Origin of the sequence: Microbacterium sp. SORGH_AS_0454, from assembly GCF_031453395.1 — a bacterium.
In the GTDB taxonomy this organism is placed as follows: domain Bacteria; phylum Actinomycetota; class Actinomycetes; order Actinomycetales; family Microbacteriaceae; genus Microbacterium.
Genome location: NZ_JAVIYS010000001.1, coordinates 1,544,526 through 1,570,638 on the forward strand (window position 1 = coordinate 1,544,526; position 26,113 = coordinate 1,570,638).

Genomic DNA, 26,113 nt, shown 5'->3' on the forward strand with positions numbered 1-26,113 from the left:
GCGCTCGCCGCGGAAAGGACGACCCATGCGCATCGCGCAGCTGACATACTCCACCAAACCCCGCGGCGGGGTCGTGCACACCCTCGCGCTCGCCGAGGCTTTGGCCGCGCGCGGGCACGACGTGGAGGTGTGGACGCTGGGGCGCGGCGACGACACCGCGTTCTTCCGTCCGGTCGACCCGCGCGTCCGCGTGCGCGTCGTGCCCTTTCCCCCGCGCGACGGCGAGGGCGTGGGGGAGCGCATCGAGCGCTCGATCGAGCTGATGGCGGCGGCGCTCGACCCCGACGCCGACATCGTGCACGCGCAGGACTGCATCTCGGCGAACGCGGCGCTGCGGCGCGGCATCCCGGTCGTCCGCACGATTCACCACCTCGACGCGTTCACGACGCCCCAGCTCGTGGCGTGCCATGACCGCGCCGTCACCGAGCCGGTCGCCCGACTGTGCGTCTCGCGGGCCGTCGCGCGCGAGGTCGAGCGCGATTACGGCGTGCGGCCCGAGGTGATCGCGAACGGGGTGGATGCCGAGCGGTTCGCGGCCGCGGCCGATGACGACCGGGCTCAGTGGAGGAGTCAGCTCGGCGCGTACGTGCTGGCCCTCGGGGGCATCGAACCGCGCAAGGGCTCGATCGACCTGCTCGAGGCCTACGCCCTCACACGCGATACGCACCCCGACCTGCGCCTGGTGTTCGGCGGCGGCGAGACCCTGTTCGACTACCGCGAGTACCGGGACCGCTTCGAAGCGCGCGCGGCGGAGCTCGGCATCCGTCCGATCATCCTCGGGCCGGTCGACGACGCCGCGCTGCCGGCCCTGGTCGCCGAGGCGCGGGCGCTCGCGTTCGTCTCGACCAAGGAGGGCTTCGGCCTGGCGGCGATGGAGGCACTCGCCGCGGCCACGCCGGTGGTCGCCCGCGATCTGCTGGTGATCCGCGAGGTGTTCGGCGACGCGGTGCTCTACGCGTCGACGCCATCTGAGATCGCAGCCCAGCTCGACGCGGTGCTGCGTGGACGGGCGTCGGTCGACACGGCCGCCGGGGTCGAGCTCGCCCGCGCCCACACGTGGGATCGCGCCGCGCGGGCGCACGAGGAGTTCTACGCCCGCGTGCCGCTGGCGAGCGCGCGGTGACCGAGCAGACATTCTCGGCGATCCTCGCTGAGCGCGCGCGGGCCGATCCCGACGAGCCCCTCGTCGTGGACAGTGCCGGGGCGATGACGGCGGGGGAGCTGGATGCCGCGGCCTCGGCGCTCGCGCACGAACTCCTCCGCCGAGGAGTGCGGCGCGACGACCTCGTCGCCGTGTCGCTGCGCAACAGGCGCGACTTCGTCGTCGCGTGCTTCGGGATCTGGCGGGCGGGCGCGACGCCGCAGCCCCTGTCGACCGAGCTGACCGCGGGGGAGCGCGGCGCCCTGGAGGCGCTGGCCGTGCCCGCGGCCGCCGTGGGGTCGCGGCCCGTGTCGCCGGGGATCGCGTGGCTGCCCGAGGCGCGCGTGGCCCCGCGCGGCGGCGAGCTGCCGGATACGGCGGCATCGTGCTGGAAAGCCCCGGCGACCTCGGGCTCGACGGGACGGCCCAAGATCGTGCGCGCCGCCGCGCCCGCGACCCTGGATCCCGCGCGCCCGGTCGCGGAGTTCCTGCCCCGCCGGGCGACGCAGATCGTCGCCGGACCCCTGTGGCACTCCGCCGTGTTCACCTACGCGTTCCGCGGCCTGCTGACGGGTCACCGTCTCGTCATCCTGGATCGCTTCGACCCGGCCGCGTGGGTCACGGCCGTCGAGACGCACCGGGCGACCTGGGGTCTGCTGGTTCCCGCGATGATGGCGCGCCTGCTGCGGCTGCCCGCCGAAGCGCGGGCGCTCGAGCGCGTCGCGAGCATCGAGAGCGTGCTGCACATGGGGGCACCGTGCGCGCCGGGTCTCAAGCGCGCTTTCGTCGACTGGATCGGCGCCGAGCGGGTCGACGAGGTGTACGCCGGCAGCGAGTCGAACGGACTCACCCGCATCACGGGGACGGAATGGCTCGCACGCCCGGGCAGCGTCGGGCGGCCGATCGGGGGCACCGAGATCCGTATCCGCGACGACAGCGGGCGCGACCTGCCCACGGGCGAGGGCGGACTGGTGTGGATGCGGCGCGGCGCCGCCCCCGCCTACACCTACGTGGGCGCGAGCTCGCGCCGCGACGCCGAGGGTTGGGACACCCTCGGCGACATCGGACACGTGGATGCCGACGGCTACCTCTTCCTGCACGACCGGTCAGACGACATGATCAACCGCGGGGGTGACAAGATCGCCCCCGCCGTCATCGAGGCGGCGCTCGAAGAGCATCCCGCCGTGGCGGAAGCCGTCGCCTTCGGCGTCGCCGACGACGAGCTGGGCCAGGTGGTGCACGCCGCTGTCCGGCTCACCGACCCGGCGGCATCCGCGTCGGTGATGGCCCACGCCCGGGCGCACCTGGGCCGTCGCGCCGCGCCCGTCGCGCTGCACGTGTCGACCACGCCGCTGCGCAACGACGCCGGAAAGGTGCGGCGGTCGGCGTTGGCGGAGCGGTTCGTGGGCTGAGCGGCAGCGAAGACGTCGCGCTCCTCGTGTGAGGCGCGTTCCTCGGCCGCACGTCCGCGCGCAGCGCTGCCCGCCGGTCGATGCGCCCGGATTCGCACCGGCGGGGCCGCGGGCCCTCAGCCGTTGCGCGAATCGTCCGGGTCGGCGGGGTCGGAGGGGTCGGCGGGGGAGAGGACGCGCCGCAGCAGGGCGACGCACGAGGTCATCGCGACGCGGGGTTCGAGGATCCACTGGATCTGCAGGCCGTCCAGGGCCGCCACCGCGAGGGTGACGAGATCGCGCGCTCTTTCGGGGGAGAGGGCACCGCCCCACTCGGCCTGGATCTTGTCGGTGAGATGACCGCGCATCTGCGCGAACCGCGCGCGGAAGAACTCCTGAGCGGGATGCTCCTCGGTCGTGCTCTCGGCCGAGAGCACCGCGTAGAAACGCACCAGGTCCGCGCGGCGCTCGTTGGTGGCGGCGGCGAGCTCGAGGTAGTCGGGAACGGGCATCTCGTCGATGCCCCGGCCCTCGGGATCGCGCAGCGTGCCGTGTTCGTCGTAGAAGCGCTCGAGCGTGGCCAGAAGCAGCTTCTCCTTGGTGGAGAAGTGGTGCAGGATCGCGGACTGGACGATGCTGGCGTCCGCGGCGATACGTGCGAGAGAGGTTCCGCGGTAGCCGAATCGGCCGAAGTTGTGCACGGCCGAGGCGAAGATCGCCTCCCGGGTCGAGTCGCCCTGCGCGACGATCCGGGGGGCGCGGGGCATGGCACTCATCCTAGGGCGGCGGTCTCGCGGACCGCCGCCCGGTCGGATCAGCGGACGCCGCGGATGACGGCGATCGCCGCCGCGCCCAGCAGGGCGAAGACCGCCGCGCCAACGTACAGCGCGACGTAGTTCTGGCTGCCGGGCGTCGCCCCGATCAGCAGAAGCACCGGCGCAAGCACGGGGGCGACCGTCTGGGGCACGGTGCTGGACAGGTTGAACACGCCCATGCCCTTCGCGGCCTCGGTGTCGGAGTCGGGCAGCACGTCCGAGACGAGCGCGTAGTCGACGCCCATGTACGCCCCCTGCGACAGACCGCCGATGACGACGCCGAGCAGGAACCCGTCGAAGCCGGTGGCGGTGGCCACCACGATCATCGCGGCCGCGTAGCCGAGCGAGGCGGCGATGACGAAGACCTTGCGTCGTTTCACGATGTCGCTCAGCCAGCCCGCGAGCAGGCTGCTGACGAACACACTGGCGGCGAGAGCCAGCATGGAGATGAACAGCAGGTTCGGCAGCGCCTCCTTGGGCAGGCCGAGGTGGTCGCTGAGGAAGTAGGTCTTGTACGTCGTCAGCAGGGCCAGCGCGGTCCAGACGAGGAAGCGACCCACCCACGCGAGTCCGAAGGCCGGGAAACGGAACGGGTTGATCCACAGCGCGGTGAAGATGTCGGCGAGACGGAACCGGCCGACCTCCGCGCGGGTACGCGGCACTTCCTTGAGGCCGGCGACGAAGACGACGACGAGCACGAGGGCGAGCGCGGCGGGGGCGAGAAACATCCACACGCCCTGCGTGCCCGTCCCCTGCACGAGGAACGTTCCGGCCACGGCACCGACCTGACTGCCGGAGCCGAGCCACGCCGACACCCGACCGCGCTTGTGCGCGGGGACGCGTTCGGGCAGCACGGCCACGGTCGCGGCGAGGGCGGTGTTGAAGCCGACCTGCGCAATGCACCACGCGACGGCGATCATCGGAATGGTCGTCGCAGCCCCCAGGAAGAACGTCGCGATGATCCCCACCAGCACGCCGCCGAGGATGAAGGGGCGCCGCTGGCCGAAGCGCGAGGTCGACTTGTCGCTGAGGCGCCCGAAGATCGGGTTGGCGAACAGCGCACAGGCCGCGCCGAGCCCCGCGATGAGCGAGAGGGATGCCGCCTTGTTCGCCGGATCCACGTCGCCGACGCGGAGCGAGAGGGTGACGGCGGCGGGGGTCATGAGGGCGATCCACACCCCCAGTTGGCCGAGGACGTAACGGGTGATGAAGCCGGCGCCGACGTGCTGGCCCGTCAGCCGGATCATGCGCTCGGCGGTGCTCTCGGCCGTGCTGCCGGCGGCCGTCGGGACCGGATGCTGTGTCTGTGTCATGGTGTCTCCTTTGACGAGGGGGAAGGGGGGTGGGGGTCAGGCCTGCGGGGTGAGGCCGTGTCCGTAGGGGAACAGCGGCGCTTCGGTGTCGAAGGGCACGTCTTCGCGCGAACGCTCGACGGCGGCCATCGACGAGGGGAGCTCGAACGGCAGCCGCCCCTCCGCGCGCGCACGACCGAAGAGGACCTCGAGGTACGCCCGGTCTCCGCTGCCAAACGATCCCGTCACCGCCGCCGCCGCGGCGGCGACGTCGGTGAGGATGGCCGGGCGGTCCAGGAACACGTCCACGACGGTCGGGACGGCGCGGCAGAGCGCGTCGATGTGGGCGGCCTCGTCGGGCAGAGAACTCGAGCGAGCCCTGGTGGAAGAACGTCTCGAAGTAGAAGGTCTGTCGCACCTCGCTCGGCGCCTTCACGCGGAGGATCGCGATGTCGGCATCCTGGGCATCGTCCACCACCTCGGCGAAGTCGGCCAGGATCGCCCGGTCCACGCCCTCGGCGTAGACCCGCAGACCGGTGCGGAGGGGGAGCACCGCGCGGCCGGTGTCGCCGTTGGTCAGGACGGTGATGCTGCGCTGCTGGGCCGCGTGACCGGCCGCGACCGCGTCGGCGGCCCCCGCGACGGCGCGTGCGTGGTCGAGGTCGAGGAACGGGTCGTCGAACAGTCCGAGGGCGAACTTCACCCGTAGCAGACGCCGCACCGACTCGTCGATGCGCTGCTCGGTGATCTCGCCGCTCTCGACGAGGTCGACGACGATCTCGGGGCACTTCTCGCCGCCGAGCTGATCGGCCCCGGCGTCGAGGATCTTCTTCACGCGCGTGCGGGCGTCGGCGTGCTCCATGCCCCACGCCTTCGGGGGGAGCTCCCGCCCGGGGGTGGTGTAGCCGTGCACGAGGGCCCAGTCGGTGCAGATGACCCCGTCGTAGCCGAGCTTCTCGCGCAGGAGACCGGTGAGGATCTGCTTGTTGAAGCCGAAACCGACCTCCTCCACCGGTTCGCCGTCGAGCACGAGCCCCTCGGGGAGGCCGTAGTAGGGCATGATGCCCGCCGTGCCCGCGGCAATTGCGGCGCGGAAGGGCTCGAGGTGGTAATCGAAGTTGTCGCCCGGGTAGACCTGCTCCCGCCCGTAGGGGAAGTGCGCGTCCTCGCCGTTCTTCTGGGGGCCGCCCCCGGGGAAGTGCTTGGTGGTGCAGGCGACCGATGTCGCGCCCAGCTCGGCGCCCTGGAACCCGTCGAGGTAGGCGCGCACGTAGGCGGATGCGAGCTCGGCATCCTCGCCGAACGTGTGGATCTGCCGCGCCCAGCGCGGCTCGGTCGTGAGGTCGACGGTGGGGTGGAGCGCGGCGCGGATGCCGACGGAGGCGTACTCGGCGCGCGCGATGTCGGCGAACTCCCGGACCGTGTCGACGTCGCGGAGTGCGGCGAGGCCCAGGGGCTCCGGCCACTTCGAGAAGAACGCGGAGGGGAGCGAGGCGCCGACGTTGCGGACGAACGCGTGCCGCGGATCGGTGGAGAGGGTGACGGGGATGCCGAGTCTCGTGCGCGACGCTGCCTCCTGCAGGGCGTTGCTCCAGGCCACGGCCTGTTCGACGCTTTCGAGCTCGAGCACGTTGAAGTGCGTCATGTGCTTCTCGCCGAGCAGGTCGCTGGTCGCCGTCTTGTTGTAGCGCTCGGCACCGACGACGTCATCGTCGGGGGTCTCGTGCTCGACGACGACTCCGCCGCGTCCGGACTCGATGACCGACTGGAACATCTGCCCGGCCTTCTCGGCCAGCGTCATCCCCGACAGCAGGTCGTCGACGCGGTCGTCGATGCTCGCGGTCGGGTTCTCGTAGACCGCCATGATGCCGTCGTGGTCGAGGTCGCGGAAACGCGTTCCGTCGGGTGCGGTGAGCGCCGCGGCGGTGGGGGACAGCGTGTCGGACATGGGGGCCTCCTGAGTGGTCTGCACTGACTGTATGAACAGTCAGTCTGTTTGACAAGCAAAAGAAAGAGGGCGTGCGATTCGAAGAACGGCCGAGCCCGCGCGGCACGGCCCCGCCCCGCGCGAAGCGGGACGAGGCCGTGCGACCGGCGTCAGGCCCGCTGCAGACCGCGCACCGGGCTGACGGACTGCTCGGCTTCGTGGTCGGGGCCGAGGGGGATGCCGCTGCGGTCGCGCAGCAGCAGGGTGGCGAGGAAGCCGATGACCGTCATGCCGGCGAGGTAGACGGTGACCGCGGTCGTGCCGCCGGTGGCGTCGACGAGCGCCTGAGCGATGGTCGGGGCGAACGCGCCGCCGAGGATCGCGCCGATCGCGTACGAGATCGACACCCCCGAGAAGCGGATGGATGCCGGGAACAGCTCGGCGTACAGCGCCGCCTGGGGCCCGTAGGTCAGGCCCAGGCCGACCGTGAGCACGACGAGGCCCAGGGCGAGCATGCCCACGCTGCCGGTATTGACGAGCGGGAACAGCAGCAGCACGCCGACGAGCTGGGCGGCCCAGCCGACGAAGTAGGTGTTGCGACGGCCGATCTTGTCGCCGATCCACCCGCCGATCGCGGTGAAGACCAGCCACGACACGGCCGAGAGGGTGACGGCGCCGAGCACGTCGGCGGTGGCCAGCCCCACCGGCCCGTTGGGGTTGGTGGCGTAGCGCTGGATGTATCCGCCGGTGGTCATGTAGCCCACGGCGTTGTTGCCCGCGAACACGAGCGCGGCGATGATCACGAGTACGGCGTGCTTGCGGAAGAGCTGGACGATCGGCGCCTGGGTCTTCTCCTTGCGCTCGCTCAGCTCGACGAACACCGGGCTCTCCTCGACCTTCTTGCGCACGTAGTGGCCGACGAGGATGAGCACGAACGACAGCAGGAACGGCACGCGCCAGCCCCACGCGAGGAACGCGTCGCCCGGCGCGATGAGCGCCATCAGGGCGAGGATGCCGCTGGCCAGCAGCAGACCGAGCGGCACGCCGAGCTGCGGGGAGGCGCCGAAGAGGCTGCGCTTGGTCTTGGGGGCGTGCTCGACCGCCATGAGCACCGCGCCACCCCACTCGCCGCCGGCCGAGATCCCCTGCAGGATGCGCAGCAGGATCAGCAGGATGGGGGCGGCGATGCCGATGACGTCGTACGTCGGCAGCACGCCGATGAGCGTCGTGGACGCGCCCATCAGGATGAGCGTCAGCATGAGCACGATGCGACGGCCGTACTTGTCGCCGAGGTGTCCGGCGAGGAACGCGCCGAGCGGGCGGAACAGGAAGCTCAGCCCCACGGTGAGGAACGACAGGATCTGCGCGAACCCGGGCCCGGCCGGAGCGAAGAACAGCTGCCCGAACACCAGGCCCGCGGCGGTGGAGTAGAGGAAGAAGTCGTACCACTCCACGGTCGTGCCGACGACCGTGGCGAAGACGACACGGCGGCGGTCCGCCGCGGTCGAGATGGTGCCGGTCGGGGTGAAACCACCCGAACGGCGTGAGGATTGAGCGGACATGCAGGACTCCTTGGACATCGTTGTCGACGCCGCGACGTGACCGTCGCGGCGGGTGGGCAGGGATTCAGCGTTGGGACAGTTGCGGCACCACGGCGAGCCGTGGGCCGGGAGCGGCCGAGGCCGCGGCGACGAACTCCTCGAGTTGGTCGAGGTCGTCGAGATGATGGGCGTCGATGCCGTAGCCGCGCGCGATCGCGCACGGGTCGAGGCCGTCGATGTCGAGGTACCCGCCGTCGGGGACGTCCATGATGCGCGAGAAGCGCTGGAGCGCCCCGTACTCCTGGTTCTGCGCGATCACGAAAGTGACGGGGATGCCGTAGCGCGCCGCCGTCCACAGCGCCGCCGGGGTGTACTGCATCGCCCCGTCGCCGATGAGCGCGATCACCGGGCGGCCGGGGTCGGCGAGCTGCACCCCGATCGCGGCGGGCAGGCCCCAGCCGAGACCGCCGTTCGCGGGGAAGTAGTACGACTGCGCGCGATCGAACGTCAGGCGCGCCCACAAGGCATCCGCCGAGGTCCACTCGAGCACGATCACGGCGTCGTCGGGCTTCGCGCGGTCGATCGCGTCGAGGATCGCCGGCGCCGAGTAGCGTCCGTCCGTCGCCGGAGGAGCGGCATCCGGCGCGAACGCGGCGCCCGCGGGCGACTCGCCCTGTCGGACGCGGGAGGCCAGTCGCGCCGCGGCGTCGACAGGGTTGCCGACGAAGATCGCGCCCGCCGCCGCCCGCGCCGCCTCGCCGGGGTCGGAGGTGACGCCGATCAGCCGCGTGCCGGGGGCGAGGGGAGCGCCCTCGACGAACTGGTGATAGCGGAACACCGCGGCGCCGAGGGTGACGACGAGGTCGTGGTCGGAGAGCACGTCGGCCACCGCCCCGAGCCCGGTGGGCAGGATGCCGCGGAAGTGCGGATGCCGCGTGGGGAACGGCGCGCGAGACGGGCTCGGCGCGACCCACACCGGCAGGCCGCGGCGCTCGCTGAGTGCACGCGTGGCCGCCCATCCGGCATCCGTGTCCACGCCCGGTCCGAGCACCAGCACCGGTGACGACGCGGCGTCGAGCTGGGCCGCGATCTCGTCGAGGTGCGCCTCGGCGAGCACCGGGGCCGCCGCCACCGACCGCGACGCGAGTCCGGCGGCGACGCGCTCGTCGGCGGGTCGCGCCCAGTCGTCGAGCGGGACCGAGACGTAAGTCGGTCCGGTCGGCGCCGACAGTGCCAACAGCGCCGCCTGCGACACCGCCGCGGGCACGTCCTCCGGCCGCAGCGGCTCGGCCGAGAACTTCACGAGCGGGTCCGCCAGGCGCGTGGCATCCACGTTCGTCAGCATCGCGTTCAGCGGCACGTACCGGCGGCTCTGCTGCCCCGCGAGCACGAGCACGGGAGCGTGAGCGGCGGCGCTGTTGGTGAGGTTGCCCATCGCGTTGCCCGTGCCCGACGAGGAGTGCAGGTTGACCACACCCAGCGACCCCGACGCCTGCGCGTAGCCGTCGGCCATCGCCACCGCCGCGCCCTCCTGGAGGGCGAGGACGTAGTCGATGTCGTCGGGCAGGTGCTTCAGCATCGTCAGCTCGTTGGAGCCGGGGTTGCCGAAGATCCGGGTCACACCGCGCGCACGCAGCACCTCGTAGAACGCCTGGGCGACGTCGGGAGTGGACATGGGGGGATTCCTCCGCGAGATCAGAACGGGTAGGTGGCGACGTCGGCCTGCATCGTGACCCACTGCGTCTCGGTGAACGCCTCGATGTTCGCCTCGTGCCCGCCGAAGCGTGCGCCCGTGCCCGAGGCACCGACACCGCCGAACGGAGCCTGCGACTCATCGTCGACGGTCTGGTCGTTGATGTGCAGGATGCCGCTGGGCAAGCGATCGGCCAGCTCGTAGGCGCGGAACGCGTCCTTCGCCAGGATGCCGAGGGAGAGGCCGTAGTCGCTCGCGTTGACGAGCTCGACGAGTTCGTCGACGGAGCCGAAGCGGGTGACCGGGGCGACGGGGCCGAAGATCTCCTTCTGGAACGCCGCGTGCTCGGGGGTGACGTCGGCGAGGACGGTGGCCTCGAAGAACAGCCGGTCGTAGCCGCCGCCCGCGGTGACCCGCGCTCCGGCGTCGACCGTCTCGCTCACGATCGCGGCGATCTTGTCGCGCTGGCGCTCGTCGATGATCGGTCCGAGCGGCACGCCCGTGGCGGGGTCGCCCGCGGGCAGGGCGGACGCCTTCGCGCTGAGGACCTCGACGTACTCGTCGTAGATGCTGTCGTGCACGAGGTGGCGCCCGGTGGTCATGCAGATCTGACCCTGGTGCAGGAACGATCCCCACGCGCCGGCGGATGCCGCGGCGGCGACGTCGACGTCACCGAGCACGACGAGGGCGTTGTTGCCGCCGAGCTCGAGGTGCGCGCGCTTGAGCAGCTGTCCCGCGCGGGCACCGATGATGCGCCCTGCCTCGGTCGACCCGGTGAACGAGATGATCGGCACCGCGGGGTGCTCGACGAGTGCCGATCCCACTTCGACGCCGCCCGGCAGCACCGAGAACACGCCGGCGGGAACACCGGCGGCCTCGAGCACAGCGGCGAAGAACAGGCCGCCGCTGACGCTCGTGCGCGGGTCGGGCTTGAGCACGACCGCGTTGCCGAGGGCGAGAGCCGGGGCGATCGAGCGCGCCGACAGGATGCCGGGGAAGTTGAACGGCGAGATCACGCCGACCACTCCGACGGGGCGGCGACGGCTGAGGCTCAGGCGCGGCCGCGCCGAGCGCAGCAGCTGGCCGTACGGCATCATCGCGGTGGCCGCGGCGAGGTGGAACTCGTTCGCGACGAGGCTGGCCTCGAAGTGGGCCTTGCCCTGGGCGGAACCGGCCTCGTCGCTGAGCCAGTGGGCGAGGGTCTCGGTGTTCTCCTCGATGATCGCCGCGGCGCGGCGCATGGCGGCGGCGCGCTCCTCGGCGGGGGCGGCGGCCCACGCGGTCTGCGCGCGGCGCGCGGCTTCCACCGTGCGGTCGAGGTCAGCGGCGGTGGCCGCGGCCACCCGGCCGATCGTCTCGCCGGTCGAGGGCGAGACCACCGCGGCGGTGTCGGGCGTGCTCACCCACGATCCGTCGAAGTAGCGGCCATCCCAGGTCTGCGGGTCGAAGAACGTCATCGGTCAGTCCCCTTTCGGTGTGTCAGTGCGTGAGTGCGGCGGCGCGCAGAGCCTTGTCGGCGAGGGCCGCGGAGGCCTCGTCGACGGCGGCGCGTTCGGCGTCATCGAGGTAGTCCAGCGGGGTGGGCGCGACGGTGTCGTCGCGCACGACCGCGAGCAGCGTCGTGTGGGAGTCGTTGCCGTCGCCGTCGCGTCGCCACACCGCGACCGGCACCGGCTCGCCGGCGGCGAGTTGCGCGATCGTGCGGGCGGAGCCCACCGGCGTCGTCCAGCCGGAGCTGCGGCCGGGCCGCAGGTCGGACCACCGGCGGAACCAGCCGCGGGCGTCGGCGTCGATCCGCGCTCGCTGCGCGGCGTCGAGGACGAGCGGAGCGCCGTCGAGGGTGACACCGCTCCATACGAGCACCTGACCGTCGCCGTGCTCGCCGATCACGAGGGCGTCGAGACGGCCCGGGTCCACCCGCAGCTCCCGCGAGATCGCGGCGATGAAGCGGGCGCTGTCGTTGAGGCAGTAGCCGAAGACCCGCGCGGGGTGGATGCCGCTGGTGTGCGCGAGGCAGGTGGCCAGCACGTCGGCGGGGTTGGTGACGATCATGACGAGACCCGTCTCGCCCGCGAGCGCCTCGATGGCGGGACGCACCGCGTCGAGCACCCCGAGGTTGCCCTGCAGGAAGGCCTCCCGGGTTCCGTCCGGCGTCTCGGGAAGCGAGGCGGCGAACACCACGAGGTCGACGGGCTGCTGCTCGGCCGCGCGGTCGAGCGGGACGACGACGAGCCGGGCCCGCGTGCGTCCCGCGACGATCTGCGCTTCGCGCATGTCGATCGCGTGCGCCTCCAGCACGTTCTGCTTGAGGTCGAACAGCAGGATCTCGTCGTAGTCGTCGCTGAGCGAGAGCTGATGGGCGAGGCCCGCACCGGTGAGACCGGATGCCCCGAGGATCGCGACGCGCCGCGGCGACCATGTCTGCGTCATTGCACTCTTCCCTTCGCGCGTGTTCATGCGCTGTTCTCGATTCAAGACGCCGGACGCCGAGAGGTCCAGACGAAGGTTCGGATGCTGACCATAGAATCTCTCTATAGAGCTGCACCGGAAGGGCGAGCACATGGCATCCATCGATCTCGATCTGCTGCGCACCTTCGTCGCGATCTACGAGCGCCGCAGCCTCACGCGGGCGGCCGGAGCGCTCAACGTCACCCAACCCTCGGTCAGCTACGCGCTGGGCCGACTGCGCGGGGAGCTCGGCGACCCCCTCTTCGTCCGCTCGGCCCGGGGGATGACGCCGACCGCGCGGGCGGAGCAGCTCTACACCGTCGCCCGGTCGTCGATCGACGCGATCGACGACGTCGTCGCCGGGCGGGAGTTCGACCCGCTCACGGCCCGCTCCCGCTTCCGCGTGGCGCTGACCGACATGGGCGAGTACGCGTACCTCCCGGCCCTCATGGAGCGCATGTCGACCGAGGCTCCCGGCGTGAGCCTCGACGTCGTGCCCATCGACGTCGACGCGGTGGACCGCTGGATCCTCAGCGGAGAGGTCGACGCCGCCGTCAGCAGCGCCGCGCCCACCGGCCGTACCGTGACGACCGACCTGTTCACCGAGACCTACGTCTGCGTGGCGACCTGGCCCGCCGATCTCGTCGGCGTGCCGGTCGAGCCCGCCGAGCTGGCGACGCTGCGCCTGGCCCTGATCGACTCGTCGTCGGGGCACGACCGCGTCGGCCGGGCACTCGACGAGACCGGGATCACGCCGCGCGCGGTGCTGCGCGCGCACCACTTCTCGACCCTCCCCGAGACGCTGGTGCGCTCGGGCGATGCGGCGATCGTGCCGCGACGCGTCGCGGCGATGTTCGCGCGGCGGTGGCCCCTGCGGGCACGTCCGCTGGGCGAGCTGGTCGAGAGCTTCGATGTGCGGCTGTTCACCCAGGCCGCCCTGCACTCGACGGCGGGCCGTCGGTGGTTCTTCGCGGTGCTGGAGGATGCCGTGCGGGCGTTCGCCGTCGAGTCGTCGGACGGGGAGGATGCCGCCCGCTGAGCATCGTCGGCTCACCCGCCGCCGCCGTCACGCGCGTCGCAACCCGCCGCGCAGCGCGAAGAGGACGACGCCGAGGGCGACGGCGACGGACCCTCCGGCGATGACCGAGGCGGATCGCGCGCCGACGGCATCCGCAAGGAGACCGAGGACGGGAGAGCCGAGAGGGATGCCGCAGAGCGTGACCATCGCGAACAGCGCATTGACGCGGCCGCGCAGCGCGTGCGGCGTGACCATCTGCACGTAGGCCGCGCCCTGCGCCATCAGCAGCATGGAGGCGATCCCCGTCGGGACGAGGCCGACCGCGTACAGGGGGAAGGTCGGCAGCGCACCGGTGGCCGCGGTGAGCAGGCAGACGCCGATGGCGGCCGCGGCGATCGAGCCGGGAGTGACCCGACCGAGCACCGCCGTCAGGGCAGCCCCCGCGATGGTGCCGACCGCGAGGGCCGACCCGAGCAGCCCGACGCCGGTCGCTCCCGCGGAGAAGTCCTGCGTTGCGGCCAGCGTCGCGATCGACAGGATGTTGGGGGAGATGAGCCCCGCGACGGCGGTGAGCGCGAAGACGAGGCGCAGGCGTGGTTCGGCGAGGACGAAGCGCACCGCGTGCCCCATCCCCGCGGGAACGGCCTCGTCGCCGTCGGGCTGGCCGTCGCGCCGGCGGGGCAGCCGGGTCAGCACGAGAGCGAAGACGCCGAGGGCGGTGGCGCCGACGACGAACGACGGGCCGTTCCCGAACCCCGCGATGAGGAATCCCGCCGCGCTCGGACCGATCAGCCGGCCGAGCTGGAAGAACAGGGTGTTCAGACCGACGGCGTTCGAGAGGACGCGGGCCGGCACGATCTCGGTGATCACCGTGGGGCGCATCGCGCTCTCGAGCGCGGAGCCGAGGCCGTACACCGCGGCCAGGACGAGGGCGAGGGGGACGGTCATGACCCCCAGCAGGAGCGACGTCGCCTGCGCGATCCCGACCAGGGCCATCGTGCTCTCCCCGGCGATGAGGAGGCGACGCGGTCCCCACCGGTCGGCGAGCACGCCGATCACGGGGCCGAGGACCAGGAGCGGGACGAACTGGATGGCCGCTGTGATGCCGAGCACCGCACCGCTCCCGCCGCTGAGGTCGAGCACGAGCAGACTCTGCGACGTGCCCAGCATCCACGAGCCGATGAACGCGAGCTGCGCACTCGCCGCGTAGGCGCGGAACGCAGGGAAGGCGAAGCTCGCGATCGGCGAACGGCCGGGCCGGGCGGCATCCTCTCCCCCCGCGAGGGCGCTCACCACGGTTTGACGATGGAGGTCGGGTCCGCGTCGTACTCCTGGTCGCGACGGAGAAGGGACTCGTCCACGGTGGCGTACAGGATGCCGTCGACCTCGGGGGCGAGCGGCTCGGCGATGCTCTCACCGAAAGGTCCGAAGATGCGCGTGGAACCGCCGCCGCTGAGAATGCGATCGCGCTCGCCCTCCGGGAGCTCGAGCAGCTCGAGGTAGGCGGCGCCGGCCACGATGGTCGGGGCGAGGGTCACGACACCGCCCTCGGCGGCGTACTGCGAGCTCGCGGCCATGCTCGCCTCCGCGCTCATCGGGACGAACCCGGGATAGAGCCCGAAGTGGGGCCACGAGGCCACATGGAGTTGCTCGTTCTGCGACAACAGGGCGTGTCGGAGGAGCGGACGGCGGTTCTCGGAGCAGTTGAGGGCACCGATGCGGCCGATGGAGCTGTCGACGACCTCGAGATCGGCACCGGATCCGGAGGCGAAGATGTCCCACTCGACCGCGGACGGCTTCAGCTTCCGCCGCTTCATGGTGGTGATGCCGTCGTCGCTGATGACGTATTGCGCCATGTAGAGCTCGTCGCCCACGCGTTCGCTCAGACCGAGGACGACGGTGATGCGCCCCTCTCGCGCCGCCGCCTCGATCCGCCGATGCTGCGCGCTGCCCGCCACGAGCGAGTTCTCGAGGTAGCGCTGTCGGAACGGCGCGCGGTAGTCCTCGTCGCCGAACCACATGAAGCTGGGGTAGCCCGGCACCCAGGTCTCGGGAAACGCGATGACACGCGCGCCGTGGGCGGCCGCCTCGGCGATCAGGGCGACGGTCTTGTCGGTCGTGCCGTCGAGGTCGAACCACACCGGCTCGGACTGCACGGCGGCGAGAGTGATCTGGGCCATGGGGGCTCCTTCGGGGACGGTCAGGCGCCGGCCAGCAGGGCGCGGCGGGCGAGGCGCCTCTCCTGCTGCAGGCGAGGGTCGGGGACGGGAGCGGCGGCGAGCAGCAGACGCGTGTAGTCGTCGGCCGGCGTCTCGGTCACGGTGCGGGTGGGGCCGAACTCCACGATCCGGCCCTTGTTGAGCACGGCGACCTCGTGCGAGACCTGGCGCACGACGGCGAGGTCGTGCGAGATGAAGAGGTAGCTGACCCCGAGGTCGCGCTGCAGTTCTGCCATGAGGTCGAGCACCTGCGCCTGCGTGGTGAGATCCAGCGCGCTCGTGGGCTCATCGCAGACGACGAGTCGCGGCGACACGGCGAGAGCGCGGGCGATCGCGATGCGCTGTCGTTGTCCGCCCGAGAACTCCCGGGGGTAGCGGTCGACGGCGTTCCCGGGCAGGGAGACGCGGTCGAGGAGGCCGCGGACGATGCCGTCCGCCTCGGCCCGCGTCATCCGGCGAAGCGCCAGCAGCGGTTCGGTGAGGATGTCGCCCACCGTCAGGGAGGGGTTCAGCGAGCTGTAGGGGTCCTGGAAGACGACCTGGATCTGCGTGCTCACCTCGCGTCGACGGGCGAGCGGCAGGTGCGTGATGTCGCGCCCGTCGTAGGAGATGTGTCCCCCGGCCACGCGGGTGAGGCCCAGGATCGCTCGTCCGATGGTGCTCTTGCCGGAGCCGGATTCGCCGACGAGGCCGAGCGTGCGTCCGGGCTTCAGCTCGAACGAGACGCCGTCGATCGCGGTGTACGCCGGGGTGAACAGACCGCGCTTGCGGTAGGTGACGCGCAGGTCGCTTACGCGCAGCGTCCCGTCGGTCGCGGGCGCGGGTGTCGTGGTGGTCATCATCGGGTGCTCGCCTCCTCATCGGCATACCAGACGGCGTGTTCGTCGCCGCGCATCGCGGGGTTCGCCGCGAGCAGACCTGCGGTGTATTCGTGGCTCGGGTGATCGAAGAGCTCCTCGACGGCGGCGTTCTCGATGATCCGCCCGTGCAGCATCACGATCGCGCGGTCCGCGACGTCGGCGACGACCCCGAAGTCGTGCGTGACGATGATCATCGCCATCGTCCGCTCCCGGCACAGCTCGCGCAGCAGCTCGAGGATGTCGGCCTGGACGGTGACGTCCAGCGCCGTGGTCGGCTCGTCGGCGATGAGCAGCTCGGGCTCGGCGGCCAGGGCCATCGCGATGCACACGCGCTGCGCCATCCCGCCCGAGAGCTCGTGCGGGAACGAGCGTGCGACGCGCTCGACGTCGGCAATCTTCACCTGCGCGAGGAGCCGGCGCACCTCGTCCCGGCGGGCACGGCGGTCGAGATTGCGGTGCAGCCGCAGCGACTCGTCGATCTGGTGCGCGACGGAGAACGCCGGGTCCAGGCTCACCATCGGCTCCTGGCCGATGTAGGCGATGCGACGGCCGCGGACGTGGCGCAGCTCGCTCTCGGGGAGGGTGAGCAGGTCGTCGCCGTCGAGCACGATGCGCCCCGCGGTCGCCTCGACGCCGGTCGGCAGCAGACCGATGATCGACATGGCGGTCATCGTCTTGCCGGAGCCGGACTCGCCGACCAGGGCGAGGATCTCGCCGCGCCGGAGCTCGAACGACACGTCGGTGAGCAGGGGCGTCGCGCCGGCGGCGGCGGAGAGCCCGAGGACGGACAGCATCGCGCCCCGCTGGTCCACCGGGGTCGCTTCGGCGGGAAGAGGGGTCCGCGCGACCATCACGCCGCGCCCGGTGCCGGCGTTGCCGGGAATGGCATCCCGCACCGCGTCGCCGACGACGGTGAACGCAAGGATGGTCAGCACCAGGACGAGACCGGAGGGGACGAGCATCCACGGCTGCTGGTTGATGTAGGTGTTCGCGTCGGCCACGGATCCGCCCCAGCTCGGCGCGGGGGGAGGGCTCGCGAGCCCGAGGTAGCTGAGACCCGCCTGCGTGAGCAGTGCGAGGCTCAACACGATCGTGGCTTGGACGATCAGGGGGTTGCGGACGTTCGGCAGCACGTGGCGGGCGATGATCCGGGGCGAGCGCAGTCCGTATACCTTCGCCGCGTCGACGTACAGCTCCGCGCTCGTGGCAGCGGCGCCGTCGCGGGCGAGTCGGAAGAACACCGGCGAGACGATCAGGCCGAACACCGCCATGGCCGTGTACACGTTCTTCCCGGTCACCGCGAGGATCGTGAGCAGGATGACGATGACCGGCACGCTCTGCAGCAGGTCGATGATGCGTGCCGAGATGGCATCCCAGCGGCCCCCGCGGAAGTAGCCGGCCGTGAGCCCCGCGGGTACGCCGATGACGAAGGCGACCGCGAGAGCGAGCAGCGCGCCGAGCAGGCTCACCTGGCCGCCGTGGAGCAGGCGGCTGAGGATGTCGCGCCCCAGGCCGTCGGTTCCGAGCGGATGCGAGGCGGTCGGGAGGGAGAGCGTGTTCGCCAGGTCCTGCTTGATCGGGTCGTAGGGGGTGAGCAGGGGCGCGGCGATCGCGCCGATCACGACGATCGCAATCCACAGCAGTGCCAGGACCAGCGGAACCGAGATTCGCGGGCGGGCGCGGCGGGTCCGGACGGTGGGGACCGCGGGCGCGGGGGAGAGGGCGGTGGACATGGTCACCTCAGTTTCGGGTTGAGCCAGGCGGAGACGAGGTCGGTGAGGAGGTTCACGGCGACCACGAGCAGGGTCATGACGACCACGACCCCCTGCATGAGAGGAACGTCGAGCTTCGACACGGAGGCGAAGATGAGGCTGCCGAGCCCGGGGAGCGCGAACACCTGCTCGATCACGACCGCGCTGCCCAGCATGCCGACGAACTGCAGGCCGGTCACCGTCAGGATGGGGCCCGAGGCGTTGCGCAGCAGGTGCTTCGTGATGATCGACGTGCGGGACACGCCCTTCGCACGGAGGATGCGGACGAAGTCGCGCCGTGCGAGATCGGTGAGGCTGGCGCGGGTCTGTAGGGCGATCGCAGTCGCCGAGGCGAGCCCGAGCGCGATCGTCGGCAGTGTCAGGCTCCGGAGCCAGCCGTTGGGGTCGTCCTCGAACGGGATGTAGCCCGACGGGAGGAAGATCGGCACCCAGATCGCCAGGCAGAGCACGAGGACGAGGGCGAGCCAGAAGTTGGGCAACGCCATGCCGATGACCGACACCAGCTGCACGGCGCGGTCGACGAAGCCGCCGCGGACCGCGGCGAGCACCCCCAGCCCCACGCCGACGATCAGCGACAGCAGGGTCGCGGCGAGGGTGAGGCTCAGTGTGACCGGGATGCGGGCGGCGATGGTGTCCAGCACGGGGGAGTGGTCGTAGAAGCTGGTGCCGAAGTCCCCCCGCAGCGCCGCGGTGAGCCAGTCGAGGTAGCGCTCGAACAGCGGACGGTCCAGGCCCAGCGCGTCGCGCAGCGACGCGAGCTGTGCGGGTGTCGCGGTGTTGCCCAGGATCGTCGCGGCGGGGTCGCCGGGGATGAGCGGGACGAGCAGGAACGTCAGCAGCGAGACGAGGAGCACGAGGGGGACGGCGATCGCGAGACGGCGTCCGATGACCGAGAGCACGGGATTCTCCTTCCGGAGGAGGAACGCGGGGGTAGGGGTCGGGGACGGGGCTCGCGGCCCCGCCCCCGACCGCGGGACATCAGGAGATCGGCGACCAGGCGTAGATCCAGGGGTAGCCCTCGCCGGGCCACAGCTTCACCTGGACGTTCTTCGAGGCGTAGACGATCACGTCGGCGTAGTACACCGGCAGGAACCACGCGTCGTCCGAGACGATCTGTGCGATCTGCTGGTACAGCGACGTCTGCTCGGCGGGGTCGCTCGATGCGGCGGCCTGGGCGTACAGGCTGTTGATCCGCTCGTCCGACGACTTGTAGGGGTTGAGCACGCCCGTCGGGGTGACGATCGGGGCCAGCGTGGTGTACATGTCACCCTGCGTGTACGTCAGGGCGTAGGCGGGGTCCTTCGCGGCCTGGACGTTGGCGAAGAAGTCGCCGTCCTGGTCGATGGTCATCGTCACCCCCACCTCGGCGAGATACCCCTGGATGGCCTGCACCATGGCGTCATGGATGCCGGGGACCGAGGTGACGGCGAACGTGAAGCCGTTCGCGTACCCGGCGTCGGCGAGCAGCTCCTTCGCCTTCTCGGGGTCGTACGGGTAGGCATCGTCGAGAGCGGGGACGTTGCCGGTGGTCTGGGTTCCGAAGTACTGGTGCGCGGGGCTGCCGTACTCGCCGACGACCGCCTTCGTGATGGCGTCGCGGTCGATCGCGTAGTTCAGGGCCTGCCGCACGCGGACGTCGCCGAGCGCGGGCTGGTTGGTCCCGGCGCGGTCGCCGAGGACCAGTCCCCACGTGTCGGTGGCCTGCGTGACGATCTGCAGCCCCGCCGACTTCGCCGCCGCGGCCGTCGTGGTGTTACCGAGGGCGATGTCCATCGTGCCGGCGCGCACCGCGTTCAGCGTCGACGACGGGTCGGTGAAGTACTTGTACTCCAGGGCGTCGTACGAGAAGGCCGAGGCGTCGCCCCAGTAGTCCTCGTTGCGGACGAAGCGCCAGTGGTCGCCCGACACGGTGGCGTCGGTGTCGAGCACGTACGGGCCCGTGCCCGCCGGCTCGGTGGCGAGGTCCGGGCTGCTGAGGTCGGCCGGGCTGACCATCATGCCCACATTGTGCGACAGCAGATCCTCCATCGCGGGGAAGGGCGCCGACAGCGTGATCAGGACGGTCTTGGCATCCGTCGCTGTGATCGTGTCGATCGCCGCCGCGTTGCCGATCGCGGGACCCGAGACGGTCTTGACGCGTTCGAGGTTGGCCACCACACCGGCCGCGTCCAGGACGGTGCCGTCGGAGAAGGTCACGCCGTCGCGCACGGTGAGCTGGAAGCTGGTGGGGGAGAGGTACTCGTACGCCGAGGCGAGGCCGGGGGTGTACGTGCCGTCGACGTTCTTCGTGATGAGCGTCTCGTAGGCGGGCTGAAGGATCCAGATCGAGGGACCGGAGTCGGCCAGGTACGGGTCGAAGCTCACGGCGCTGACGGTCGTGGCGATGTCGAGTTCGTCGGTCGACGAGGCGGATGACGACCCGGCGCAGCCCGCGAGGGCGGCGGTGACGGAGAGCGAGAGGGCGATGGCCGCCGTCACGCGGAGGGGGCGTGGCATGAGAGGAGCTCCTTCGGGTGGTGGTGCGCGAACGCGATGGGGTGACGTGGATCAGGGACAGGCGGACGGAGTGGGGCCGTTCAGGTGCTCCCACGAGGCGGCGAGATCGAGCAGGTACTGCTCGTCGTCGGGGCGGGTGGCGAGCAGGCTGAGGGCGAACGGTCGGCCGCCGGGGAGCGTGCCGGCGGGCAGCGCGACGGCGGGGTGGCCGGATTTGCTGGCGAGGAATGTCGCGAGCGGACCAGGGAACAGCACGGCGTCGACGCCGTCGATCTCGCGCAGATGCTCGAGCACACGCTGTGCCGCGTCGTACTCGTCGGCGCGGAGTCGGTTGCGCAAGGCGCGGTCGGCGCGCAGGTCCACCCGCGCGGAGGCCTCGATGTTGTCGATGCCGTAGGGCTGCTCGTCGGGAGTCGCGTCGCGGTAGTGCGCGTAGAGCGTGTCGAAATCGCGGACGGGGGAACCGGCGGGGAGGGCGTCGAAGTACTCACCGACCGAGTCGCGGAAGTCGAACGCGGGTACGAGGAGGTCGCTGGGCCCGTCGACGGGGATCGCCGTGGTGGCCGGCCGCAGGTCGACCCCCGCGGTCAGCAGGGTCGCGACCGCGTCGGCCCACGCGGTCTGCGCGTCCGCCTCGGGGCCGGCCAGGCAGAGGGCGATGCGCGCGCCGGCGAGCCGGTCGACGCGGAGAGCGTCGTGGTACCGGCGGTGATCGTCGGGGCGCATCCCGCCGAGCGCGGCCGCGAGGTGGGCGACCCGCAGCGCCAGCGGACCCGGGGTGTCCTGCGCGAGGGTGATCGGCAGCGCTCCGCGCCGCGACAGCAGCCCGACGGTGGGACGCAGACCGTAGACACCGCAGTTCGCCGCCGGGACGAGGATCGACCCGCCGGGTGTCGGTGCCGATCGTGGCGTCCACGAGGCCGGCGGCCGCGGCCGCGGCGGATCCCGAGCTCGATCCGCCCGTCGGGAAGCGGTGCCCGCGGGGGTTGCGGGGCGACCCTCCCCGCGCGCTGTACCCTCCCGGGGCGGCGAAGGTGACCCATCCGCAGAGCTCCTGCAGGTTGGTCTTGCCGACGATGCCGGCACCGGCGCGACGGAGGTTCGCGATGATGTCGGCATCCCGGTCCGGAACGGACTCGGCGAGTGCGCGGGACCCCGCGGTGGTCGGCAGGCCCGCCACGTCGATGCTGTCCTTCACCAGGACGGTCACCCCCTCCAGCCCCGGCGTCGGGGCCGCCGCCGCGCGCGTCTTCCACTGCTCGTCGACCGTCGCGACCGCGCCGAAGCCGGTGGGCGCGGTGTCGAGGGAGCGGATGCGCGCCAGCACGGGGTCATCGACGCCCGGCTGGCCCAGGGTGGGGAGAGAGATCACAACAGTCCTTTGCGAATTTGGGAACTGAGAGGATCTAAACAGACCGCTGCGTGACGTAATTAGGGATCAAACGAAACGTAATAGGTCCTCAACATGCCGGAAACATAAGGGCGCGTTGGATGCAAAATCCCCGTCATTGCGGGGCGCTCCGAGCGTTTTGCCGGCGACGGCGCGCCTAATTTTGTGAAACGAACGACATTAATTGGTCCGCCCGAGTAGAGTGCTGAGGTGTCTTCCGATCAGTCCGCCGTCTCGGCGTTCCAGCAGTACGTCCGCGCGCGCATCCTGGAACACCTGCGTCAGAGCGGCGAGGCGAGTCGGACCGCATTGGCGGAGGTGACCGGGCTCTCCCGTCGAACGCTCGGCGGCATCGTCGACGACATGAAGCAGGCCGGGCTCGTCGACGAAGCCGACGCCGACCGCGGACCCGACCGCGGTGTGGGCCGCCCCGCGCGGGTGTTGCGCCTCCCGGTGCGACAAGAGGTCACGCTCGCCGCTGACATCTCCCCCGACAGACTCCGGGTCGCGCTGGTCGACTCCGCGGGAGCGATCCTGTCCGTCGCCGAAGCGAATGCCGACATCGCGCGGGGGCGCTCGCATACGGTGGGCACCCTCGTCGCGCTCGCACGTTCACTCGATCGCGACGAGGGGCGCCACCCGGCGCGCGCGGTTCTCGGGCTTCCGACGATGGTGGACTACGAGCGTCAGCTCGTCGATACGGCCGGTGCGCGCGCGCTCATGCCGAGCTGGACCGACGGTGCGACCGTCGACGAGTTCGCGTCGGCGCTCGGGCTTCCCGTCACGATCGCCAACGGGGCGACGCTCGCGACCCTCGCGGAACTCCGCCTCGGGGCGGGGCGGGGGAGGAAGAACTTCATCGTCCTCGGGATCGGTCACGAAGGGATCGGCTCCGGCATCGTCGTCGAGGGTCGCGTGTTCGAGGGGGCGCGCGGCTTCGCCGGTGAGATCAGTCACGTCAGCGTTCACGCCGACGGCGTGATCTGTCCCTGCGGGCAACGCGGTTGCCTCGCCGCCGAGACGGCGAATCAGCTCCGCCTGTTCCTCCAGGCGCGCGGGGTCGACATGAACGCGGAGGCGTACGAGGAACTGTCGACCGCGTCGGCGCAGGGCGACCCTGCCGTGCGGCGTCTGTTCGCCGATATCGGCTGGCAGATCGGTCGCGCCGTCGGCAGCGTCGCCAACGTCTTCGACCCCGACGCCGTAATCATCAACGACACCCTGACCGAGGTGGGCGACGACGCGGTGACGCAAAGCCTCGTCCGCAGCATCATGCAGCACACCCACCCCGGCATCACAGCGGGGATGACGGTCGTGGCCTCCGACCTGAAGCACACGTCGATCCTGGCGGGGGCGGGACTGCTCTAAGTCTGGCCCCCGGCCAGGATGCGGAGCCGGCCGCCGCGGAACCCGCGACGACCGGGGTCATGCCTTTGCGAGGCGTGCGCTCAGTCGGCGCATCCGTCCGGGCTGCACGCGAGCCCCGCGGTGGCCTCCCGCGGTGCCGTCACGACCCGCGCCGCGGCGGTGATCTGTGCCCGCAGGTGGGCGGCCGACGCGGTCGGGCTCCCGATCTGCACGAGCTCGTCACCGCGCCTCAGCAGCAGCATCGGGTAGCTGTGCACGCCGAGCTCGGCGAGCCAGTCCTGGTCCCGTCGGGCCTGGCCGGCGATCACGTCGTCGTCGAGGTGCCGCTGCACGGCGTCGGCGTCGAGTCCGCGGTCGGCCGCGATGGCGGCGTACGTCTCGGCATCCGAGAGACTGCGACCGTCGCGATAGAACGCCGCCTGCATAGCCGCCGCCATCTCGAGCGCGCGGTCATCGCCCGCGCTCGCGCGCAGGGCGGCGAGACCGCGGGCCGCGGCATCCGAGTCCAGCAGCGTGCGGCCCTCGCTCAGGAGGCGCTCGTAGTCGGGGCCGAAGGCGACCCCGGTCAGCTCGGCGATGCGGGCGTTCGCGTCGGGGATGTGCCCGAAGCGCCCGATCGGGGCGGAGTTCCCCGCCCGAGAACAGAGCGCCGTGGACCACGGTGATGCGGATGTCGTCATCGGCGGCCAACTCGTGCAGGGCCGGCGCCATGCCGTAGCACCAGCCGCAGTAGGCGTCGAAGACGTAGAGGAGGTCGTGCATGGGGTGTCCTGTCATCGGGGGGCGGCTTCGTCGAACGCGCGACGCGCGTCGAGCACGTCTTGCATGTGGGCGCGTGCCCAGTTCTCGACAGCGAGCAGCAGGGGGCCGAGGCTCGTGCCGCGCTCGGTGAGCTCGTAGATCGCGTGGGGCGGGCTCGTGGGTTGGACGGTGCGGGTGAGCAGACCGTCGCGTTCGAGACCCTTCAAGGTCTGGGAGAGCATCTTGGGGGAGATGCCGGCGACTCGTCGGGCGAGATCGCCGTGGCGCGCGGGTCCGTCCGAGAGGACGCCGATGACGAGAATCGTCCAGCGGTCGCCGATCCGGTCCACCAGCTGCCGGCTGGGGCAGTCGGGGTTGTACGGGTCGAAGCCGAGTACCTCGTCCATGGGCGTCCTCTCGATCGGTCGGGATTCAGTAAGCCACAGAGAAGCGCGCGCGGGGGTGAGCGTGCTGCTCGATCTCGTCGACGAAGGCGATGGCGTAGTCGGCGCCCGAGATCGCGGAGGTGCCCTCGGCATCCGTCAGCAGCACGTCGCCGCCCAGGCGGAAGGTGCCGGTGCGCTGGCCGGGGTTCCACGAGCCGAAGGTGGCGGCAGGGCTCAGGTAGAACCAATCGAGGGCGGTGTCGCTGCCGCGCAGCGCGTCGAGGATCTCGCCGTGAGCGCGTGCCTCGGGCACGAAGGCGGCGGGGAATTCGTCGGTGTCGACCAGGCGCGGGCCGCCGTCGGCGACGGCGAGCGAACCGGCGCCACCCACGACGCCCAGGCGCGCTCCCGCCGCCAGAGCGGCGGAGACGACCGCGGGCAGGGCGACGATCAGGTTGGGCTCGCCCTCCTGGCGCGCGGTCGCGGGCAGGGCGACGACGATGTGCTGCGCGTCGGCCGTGACCTCGCGCACGAACGCCTCGTCGAAGATCGAGCCGGCGACCGACGCCGCGCCCTCGGCGGTTTCGCCGCCCGAGCGCGAGACGCCGACGACCTCGTGACCGCGCTGGGTGAGTTCCGCGGCGATGTTGCTTCCCGCGTAGCCGGTGGAGCCGAAGACGACGACCTTTGCCATGGTGTTCCTATCTGTAGGGGAGGTAGTACCTAAAAGATAGCACACATGACGGCGGCGGAGCGCGGCGCGGCACGCCGACCGGCGCGGTATCGTCGCCGAACAGATTTCACTTCCGCGAAACACAGGCGGTCGACAACGCCCATAGGGTCGGCGCGACGTTGCGCGACAGGAGGATGCCGTGAGCCGCGTGTCGTGGAAGATCATGGAGACCCTGACCGCCGAAGCCCCCCTGCCCGAGCGGCGCCGGCGGCTGGGGCGCCAGCTGCTGAGGGCCGTCGAGGGAGATACGTTCGTGTCGTACCGGTGGACGCCCGCGGGTCCGTACGCCGACCCCGTGGGGGTGCAGTTCGACGACGAGCACCTCCGCGCGTACGACGCGCGCTTCCGGCACATCGACACGATGACCCCCCGGTTTCTGAAGGTCCGCGGGGCATCGGCCATCAGCCCGCAGCGGGACAGTCGTGACGAGTTCGTCCGCGACTTCCTGTTCCGCTCCGGCATGTTCCACGGCATGAACTACTTCGCCCCCCCATCCCGTGGTCGGATCCATCGACCTGCGGGTGTGGCGCTCGCAGCGGCGCGGCGCCTTCACCCCCGACGACGTCCGCAAGCTCCAGGCGATCGGCGACCTCATGCACCGGCTGTGGAGCACAGAACCGCTGGCGACCTCCGCCCTCACGCCGCGACAGAGGGAGATCGCGACGCTGGTGGGCGAGGGACTGACCGACCGGGCGATCTGCGACCGGCTCGGCATCTCGCTGCCGACCCTGCGCACCCACCTCGCCCAGGCATTCGCCAAGACCGGAACCCAGAACCGCACCTCGCTCGCGATGGCGGCCCGCGCCCCTCGTCATTAATGACGATGCCGGTGCGCTGACGCGTCGAGAATGCTGGGTCGCACGCAACCGTTCCAGCATTCCG

At 71.4% G+C, this 26,113-nt stretch carries 23 protein-coding genes and 2 pseudogenes; 6 read left to right on the forward strand and 19 right to left on the reverse strand.

Annotated features, from left to right (window positions below; translation table 11 throughout):
* Positions 1–25: 25 nt before the first annotated feature.
* Both QE454_RS07160 and QE454_RS07165 read left to right on the forward strand, forming a co-directional pair.
* Complete coding sequence (locus QE454_RS07160) at positions 26–1,123, forward strand: MSMEG_0565 family glycosyltransferase (RefSeq protein ID WP_210072627.1); 1,098 nt, start codon at positions 26–28, stop codon at positions 1,121–1,123.
* On the forward strand, positions 1,120–2,553 hold the full coding sequence (locus tag QE454_RS07165; RefSeq protein ID WP_210072626.1) for an AMP-binding protein: 1,434 nt from the start codon (positions 1,120–1,122) through the stop codon (positions 2,551–2,553). The genes QE454_RS07160 and QE454_RS07165 overlap by 4 nt, the downstream gene beginning before the upstream one ends.
* A 116-nt stretch (positions 2,554–2,669) precedes the next feature.
* Here the strand turns inward: QE454_RS07165 and QE454_RS07170 are convergent, their stop codons facing one another.
* From QE454_RS07170 to QE454_RS07180, 3 genes are read right to left on the reverse strand one after another with little or no spacing between them, the layout of a single operon-like run.
* The gene (locus tag QE454_RS07170; protein ID WP_210072625.1) at positions 2,670–3,299 is read right to left on the reverse strand and encodes a TetR/AcrR family transcriptional regulator; all 630 of its coding nucleotides are present in this window, start codon (positions 3,297–3,299) and stop codon (positions 2,670–2,672) included.
* Positions 3,300–3,346: 47 nt separating this feature from the next.
* Positions 3,347–4,660 carry an MFS transporter gene (locus QE454_RS07175; RefSeq protein WP_210072624.1) on the reverse strand — a complete coding sequence of 438 codons (1,314 nt, stop codon included), beginning with the start codon at positions 4,658–4,660 and terminating at the stop codon, positions 3,347–3,349.
* A 36-nt stretch (positions 4,661–4,696) separates the two neighbouring features.
* Positions 4,697–4,948 (reverse strand): hypothetical protein, encoded by a 252-nt coding sequence (locus tag QE454_RS07180; protein ID WP_396652949.1) that lies wholly within the window; start codon positions 4,946–4,948, stop codon positions 4,697–4,699.
* 73 nt (positions 4,949–5,021) lie between these two features.
* On the opposite strand from QE454_RS07180, the gene QE454_RS07185 reads away from it, so the two are divergent.
* Positions 5,022–5,348 (forward strand): hypothetical protein, encoded by a 327-nt coding sequence (locus tag QE454_RS07185; protein WP_309668569.1) that lies wholly within the window; start codon positions 5,022–5,024, stop codon positions 5,346–5,348.
* A 51-nt stretch (positions 5,349–5,399) separates the two neighbouring features.
* Here QE454_RS07185 and QE454_RS07190 read toward each other — a convergent pair.
* From QE454_RS07190 to QE454_RS07210, 5 genes and pseudogenes are all read right to left on the reverse strand, one after another.
* Positions 5,400–6,587: pseudogene (locus QE454_RS07190) on the reverse strand (glycoside hydrolase family 3 N-terminal domain-containing protein); the annotation flags it as partial.
* A gap of 149 nt (positions 6,588–6,736) precedes the next feature.
* Positions 6,737–8,128, reverse strand: a complete 1,392-nt coding sequence (locus QE454_RS07195; protein WP_210072622.1) for an MFS transporter — start codon at positions 8,126–8,128, stop codon at positions 6,737–6,739.
* A 64-nt stretch (positions 8,129–8,192) separates the two neighbouring features.
* A complete protein-coding gene (gene mdlC / locus QE454_RS07200; RefSeq protein WP_210072621.1) occupies positions 8,193–9,782 on the reverse strand; it encodes a benzoylformate decarboxylase in 1,590 nt (529 codons plus the stop codon).
* 20 nt (positions 9,783–9,802) lie between these two features.
* Entirely contained in the window at positions 9,803–11,257 is a 1,455-nt protein-coding gene (locus QE454_RS07205) for an aldehyde dehydrogenase family protein (RefSeq protein ID WP_307456541.1), read from the reverse strand.
* 22 nt (positions 11,258–11,279) lie between these two features.
* The gene (locus QE454_RS07210) at positions 11,280–12,230 is read right to left on the reverse strand and encodes a lactate/malate family dehydrogenase (RefSeq protein WP_307456538.1); all 951 of its coding nucleotides are present in this window, start codon (positions 12,228–12,230) and stop codon (positions 11,280–11,282) included.
* 130 nt (positions 12,231–12,360) lie between these two features.
* Between QE454_RS07210 and QE454_RS07215 the strand changes: the two genes are divergently transcribed.
* Entirely contained in the window at positions 12,361–13,287 is a 927-nt protein-coding gene (locus tag QE454_RS07215; RefSeq protein ID WP_210072618.1) for a LysR family transcriptional regulator, read from the forward strand.
* 27 nt (positions 13,288–13,314) lie between these two features.
* Here QE454_RS07215 and QE454_RS07220 read toward each other — a convergent pair whose 3' ends face one another.
* From QE454_RS07220 to QE454_RS17265, 8 genes and pseudogenes are all read right to left on the reverse strand, one after another.
* Positions 13,315–14,562, reverse strand: a complete 1,248-nt coding sequence (locus QE454_RS07220; RefSeq protein WP_210072617.1) for an MFS transporter — start codon at positions 14,560–14,562, stop codon at positions 13,315–13,317.
* The gene (locus QE454_RS07225; RefSeq protein ID WP_307456533.1) at positions 14,556–15,446 is read right to left on the reverse strand and encodes a carbon-nitrogen hydrolase family protein; all 891 of its coding nucleotides are present in this window, start codon (positions 15,444–15,446) and stop codon (positions 14,556–14,558) included. Before QE454_RS07225 ends, QE454_RS07220 begins: the two co-directional genes overlap by 7 nt.
* Positions 15,447–15,466: 20 nt before the next feature.
* Positions 15,467–16,327, reverse strand: a complete 861-nt coding sequence (locus tag QE454_RS07230; RefSeq protein WP_307456530.1) for an ATP-binding cassette domain-containing protein — start codon at positions 16,325–16,327, stop codon at positions 15,467–15,469.
* Positions 16,324–18,078, reverse strand: a complete 1,755-nt coding sequence (locus QE454_RS07235) for a dipeptide/oligopeptide/nickel ABC transporter permease/ATP-binding protein (protein ID WP_307456528.1) — start codon at positions 18,076–18,078, stop codon at positions 16,324–16,326. Before QE454_RS07235 ends, QE454_RS07230 begins: the two co-directional genes overlap by 4 nt.
* A 2-nt stretch (positions 18,079–18,080) precedes the next feature.
* On the reverse strand, positions 18,081–19,016 hold the full coding sequence (locus tag QE454_RS07240; protein ID WP_210072614.1) for an ABC transporter permease: 936 nt from the start codon (positions 19,014–19,016) through the stop codon (positions 18,081–18,083).
* Between the two features lie 79 nt (positions 19,017–19,095).
* The gene (locus tag QE454_RS07245) at positions 19,096–20,613 is read right to left on the reverse strand and encodes an ABC transporter substrate-binding protein (RefSeq protein WP_210072613.1); all 1,518 of its coding nucleotides are present in this window, start codon (positions 20,611–20,613) and stop codon (positions 19,096–19,098) included.
* 51 nt (positions 20,614–20,664) lie between these two features.
* A complete protein-coding gene (locus QE454_RS07250; protein WP_396652983.1) occupies positions 20,665–21,492 on the reverse strand; it encodes an amidase family protein in 828 nt (275 codons plus the stop codon).
* Positions 21,493–21,514: 22 nt separating this feature from the next.
* Positions 21,515–21,985 (reverse strand): annotated as a pseudogene (locus tag QE454_RS17265) (amidase family protein); the annotation flags it as partial.
* Between the two features lie 228 nt (positions 21,986–22,213).
* On the opposite strand from QE454_RS17265, the gene QE454_RS07255 reads away from it, so the two are divergent.
* Complete coding sequence (locus QE454_RS07255; protein WP_307456522.1) at positions 22,214–23,371, forward strand: ROK family transcriptional regulator; 1,158 nt, start codon at positions 22,214–22,216, stop codon at positions 23,369–23,371.
* An 80-nt stretch (positions 23,372–23,451) separates the two neighbouring features.
* Here QE454_RS07255 and QE454_RS07260 read toward each other — a convergent pair whose 3' ends face one another.
* From QE454_RS07260 to QE454_RS07270, 3 genes are all read right to left on the reverse strand, one after another.
* Complete coding sequence (locus QE454_RS07260) at positions 23,452–24,051, reverse strand: DsbA family protein (RefSeq protein ID WP_309668571.1); 600 nt, start codon at positions 24,049–24,051, stop codon at positions 23,452–23,454.
* A gap of 93 nt (positions 24,052–24,144) precedes the next feature.
* Complete coding sequence (locus QE454_RS07265; protein ID WP_210072609.1) at positions 24,145–24,519, reverse strand: helix-turn-helix domain-containing protein; 375 nt, start codon at positions 24,517–24,519, stop codon at positions 24,145–24,147.
* Positions 24,520–24,544: 25 nt separating this feature from the next.
* Complete coding sequence (locus QE454_RS07270; RefSeq protein WP_307456517.1) at positions 24,545–25,192, reverse strand: NAD(P)-dependent oxidoreductase; 648 nt, start codon at positions 25,190–25,192, stop codon at positions 24,545–24,547.
* 536 nt (positions 25,193–25,728) lie between these two features.
* On the opposite strand from QE454_RS07270, the gene QE454_RS07275 reads away from it, so the two are divergent.
* Positions 25,729–26,049 carry a response regulator transcription factor gene (locus QE454_RS07275; protein WP_307456516.1) on the forward strand — a complete coding sequence of 107 codons (321 nt, stop codon included), beginning with the start codon at positions 25,729–25,731 and terminating at the stop codon, positions 26,047–26,049.
* Positions 26,050–26,113 lie beyond the last annotated feature (64 nt).

Excerpts from the sequence above, each read along its gene's own strand:
- QE454_RS07160 (WP_210072627.1), top strand. The coding sequence starts at position 26 with ATGCGCATCGCGCAGCTGACATACTCCACCAAACCCCGCGGCGGGGTC.
- QE454_RS07170 (WP_210072625.1), bottom strand. The coding sequence starts at position 3,299 with ATGCCCCGCGCCCCCCGGATCGTCGCGCAGGGCGACTCGACCCGGGAG.
- QE454_RS07175 (WP_210072624.1), bottom strand. The coding sequence starts at position 4,660 with ATGACACAGACACAGCATCCGGTCCCGACGGCCGCCGGCAGCACGGCC.
- QE454_RS07195 (WP_210072622.1), bottom strand. The coding sequence starts at position 8,128 with ATGTCCGCTCAATCCTCACGCCGTTCGGGTGGTTTCACCCCGACCGGC.
- mdlC (WP_210072621.1), bottom strand. The coding sequence starts at position 9,782 with ATGTCCACTCCCGACGTCGCCCAGGCGTTCTACGAGGTGCTGCGTGCG.
- QE454_RS07205 (WP_307456541.1), bottom strand. The coding sequence starts at position 11,257 with ATGACGTTCTTCGACCCGCAGACCTGGGATGGCCGCTACTTCGACGGA.
- QE454_RS07210 (WP_307456538.1), bottom strand. The coding sequence starts at position 12,230 with ATGACGCAGACATGGTCGCCGCGGCGCGTCGCGATCCTCGGGGCATCC.
- QE454_RS07215 (WP_210072618.1), top strand. The coding sequence starts at position 12,361 with ATGGCATCCATCGATCTCGATCTGCTGCGCACCTTCGTCGCGATCTAC.
- QE454_RS07225 (WP_307456533.1), bottom strand. The coding sequence starts at position 15,446 with ATGGCCCAGATCACTCTCGCCGCCGTGCAGTCCGAGCCGGTGTGGTTC.
- QE454_RS07230 (WP_307456530.1), bottom strand. The coding sequence starts at position 16,327 with ATGATGACCACCACGACACCCGCGCCCGCGACCGACGGGACGCTGCGC.
- QE454_RS07235 (WP_307456528.1), bottom strand. The coding sequence starts at position 18,078 with ATGTCCACCGCCCTCTCCCCCGCGCCCGCGGTCCCCACCGTCCGGACC.
- QE454_RS07245 (WP_210072613.1), bottom strand. The coding sequence starts at position 20,613 with ATGCCACGCCCCCTCCGCGTGACGGCGGCCATCGCCCTCTCGCTCTCC.
- QE454_RS07260 (WP_309668571.1), bottom strand. The coding sequence starts at position 24,051 with ATGACGACATCCGCATCACCGTGGTCCACGGCGCTCTGTTCTCGGGCG.
- QE454_RS07265 (WP_210072609.1), bottom strand. The coding sequence starts at position 24,519 with ATGGACGAGGTACTCGGCTTCGACCCGTACAACCCCGACTGCCCCAGC.
- QE454_RS07270 (WP_307456517.1), bottom strand. The coding sequence starts at position 25,192 with ATGGCAAAGGTCGTCGTCTTCGGCTCCACCGGCTACGCGGGAAGCAAC.